Genomic DNA, 1,397 nt, shown 5'->3' on the forward strand with positions numbered 1-1,397 from the left:
ACGTATAAAAATATTACACTATTCGGGTTATTTTAAGCAGCTAAGATGTCGCAGCTATGATTTTGGATTGCGCCTAGGGCCGCACGCTTAGAATCTACTGCTTCAATGAACTTATCGATGTTCGCTAAGGTGTTTTGTGCAGCAACAGGATCAGATACAACCCAATAGGCTGTGGATGCTGCGGCACCTGCTGCGGATTTTGCCAGACCAGATTTGCCAGCTACTGCCGCAGCAGCTTCTGTATCTGCAACCGCAAGTTTGTTTTGCGCATTTAATGGTTCATTAACCATTGCCAGAACGCCTTGGATGGTAAAGGCTCCACACTGAAGGCTAATTTCGTCCTTGGCGTTAGCTCCGACCTGGAAGAAGTACTCATATTTACCAGTACCTGCACCATTAGCGCCCTTAATCTCACGCATCAGGTTATTTGGTGCCTTACCACCATCTAACACAGTAGCACCAGCAAAAGTAGTCTTCTGGGCAATACGGGTGATTTCGTGAGAGAGGGATTTCACTTCCTCTTGGAGAGCCTGACGATCCTTTGCAGTATTAGTACCGTTAGCAGCCTGTACAGCTAAAGTACGGATACGCTGCAGCATGTTGGTGGTCTCGTCGAGAGCGCCTTCAATGGTCTGTGCTAAGGCAATACCGTCATTGGCGTTACGATTGCCTTGGTTGAGGCCATTGATCTGTGCAGTTAAGCGATCAGAGATCTGTAGGCCCGCAGCGTCATCTTTGGAGCTGTTGATGCGAAGACCACTTGAGAGTCTCTGATATGAGGTATTTAAAGCGAGAGTTGAGTTAGCAAGCTTACGCTGAGCGTTGATGGAGCTAACGTTGGTATTAACGTACAGTGCCATTTGTTACCTCCTATCGACCGCCTAATAGGCTCAGAGCCACGGTAGGGCGCTGGTTAGCCTGTGAAAGAATGGTCTGAGAGGCCTGCTGAATGATCTGGTTTTGAGTTAATGATGCAGTCTCAGATGCAAAATCGGTATCGCGAATACGGCTGCGTGCATCAGACTCATTCTCAGAAATTGAGCTCTGATTACGTATGGTGCTTTCCATACGATTTTGGATTGCGCCTAGGGCCGCACGCTTAGAATCAACGATTTCAATCATCCTATCGATGTTGCCTAAGGTAGCCTGAGCTAAGGTAGCCTGATGAACCAGCCAGCGTGTTACGCCGTTATTGCTAGACAGACCAACAGCTTTCTTGTTAAGCTCAATACCAGCCATGGTGGCAATACCACTCATGTGGAAGCCCTCTGAAATGGCCAGAGTGATCATGTCGTTGGCATTTGCACCTATGTGAAACAAATCATCCCGTCAAGTACTTTTTATACAGCAGATAGCGTGCCAGAACAGCAGCAAAAGATTTGACGCGATTCTGAGCG

At 47.6% G+C, this 1,397-nt stretch carries 2 protein-coding genes; both read right to left on the reverse strand.

The annotated features are described in order from the left end of the window. Positions 1-32 precede the first annotated feature (32 nt). Entirely contained in the window at positions 33-860 is an 828-nt protein-coding gene (locus H524_RS15820) for a flagellin N-terminal helical domain-containing protein (RefSeq protein WP_052339092.1), read from the reverse strand. Positions 861-870: 10 nt separating this feature from the next. Next, a complete protein-coding gene (locus tag H524_RS17905) occupies positions 871-1,290 on the reverse strand; it encodes a flagellin (RefSeq protein ID WP_027940348.1) in 420 nt (139 codons plus the stop codon). Positions 1,291-1,397 lie beyond the last annotated feature (107 nt).

The organism is Anaerobiospirillum succiniciproducens DSM 6400, from assembly GCF_000482845.1.
GTDB lineage: Bacteria > Pseudomonadota > Gammaproteobacteria > Enterobacterales > Succinivibrionaceae > Anaerobiospirillum > Anaerobiospirillum succiniciproducens.

What these genes read in the sequence shown, in the direction of transcription:
- H524_RS15820 (WP_052339092.1), bottom strand. Translation starts at nt 860, where the DNA reads ATGGCACTGTACGTTAATACCAACGTTAGCTCCATCAACGCTCAGCGT.
- H524_RS17905 (WP_027940348.1), bottom strand. Translation starts at nt 1,290, where the DNA reads ATGATCACTCTGGCCATTTCAGAGGGCTTCCACATGAGTGGTATTGCC.